At 43.9% G+C, this 214-nt stretch carries 1 protein-coding gene; it reads left to right on the forward strand.

Going from position 1 to position 214, the window contains the following annotated elements:
* The first annotated feature begins 4 nt into the window (after positions 1-4).
* Positions 5-100 carry a hypothetical protein gene (locus FS628_RS33550; RefSeq protein ID WP_440131328.1) on the forward strand — a complete coding sequence of 32 codons (96 nt, stop codon included), beginning with the start codon at positions 5-7 and terminating at the stop codon, positions 98-100.
* Positions 101-214: the final 114 nt, after the last annotated feature.

Raw genomic sequence — 214 nt, forward strand, 5'->3', positions numbered from 1 at the left:
GGGAATGGGGGGTGTGATGATTGAATTGATTGTTGGTGGTTTTGGAGTTGGTGGTATTATAGGTATGGTGTGTTTGGTGTTGTATTTGTGGGGTAAGTAGATTGGGGGATTTGGGGGAGCAGAGAGATGGGTAGTATTTAGAGTGGGAGTGATTATGATGATGGTGGAGATGTTTATTGCGAGGTTCGGTATTGTGGGTATTTTGGGATGGATT

The organism is Paenibacillus xylanexedens (genome assembly GCF_007676705.1).
Taxonomy (GTDB): domain Bacteria; phylum Bacillota; class Bacilli; order Paenibacillales; family Paenibacillaceae; genus Paenibacillus; species Paenibacillus xylanexedens_C.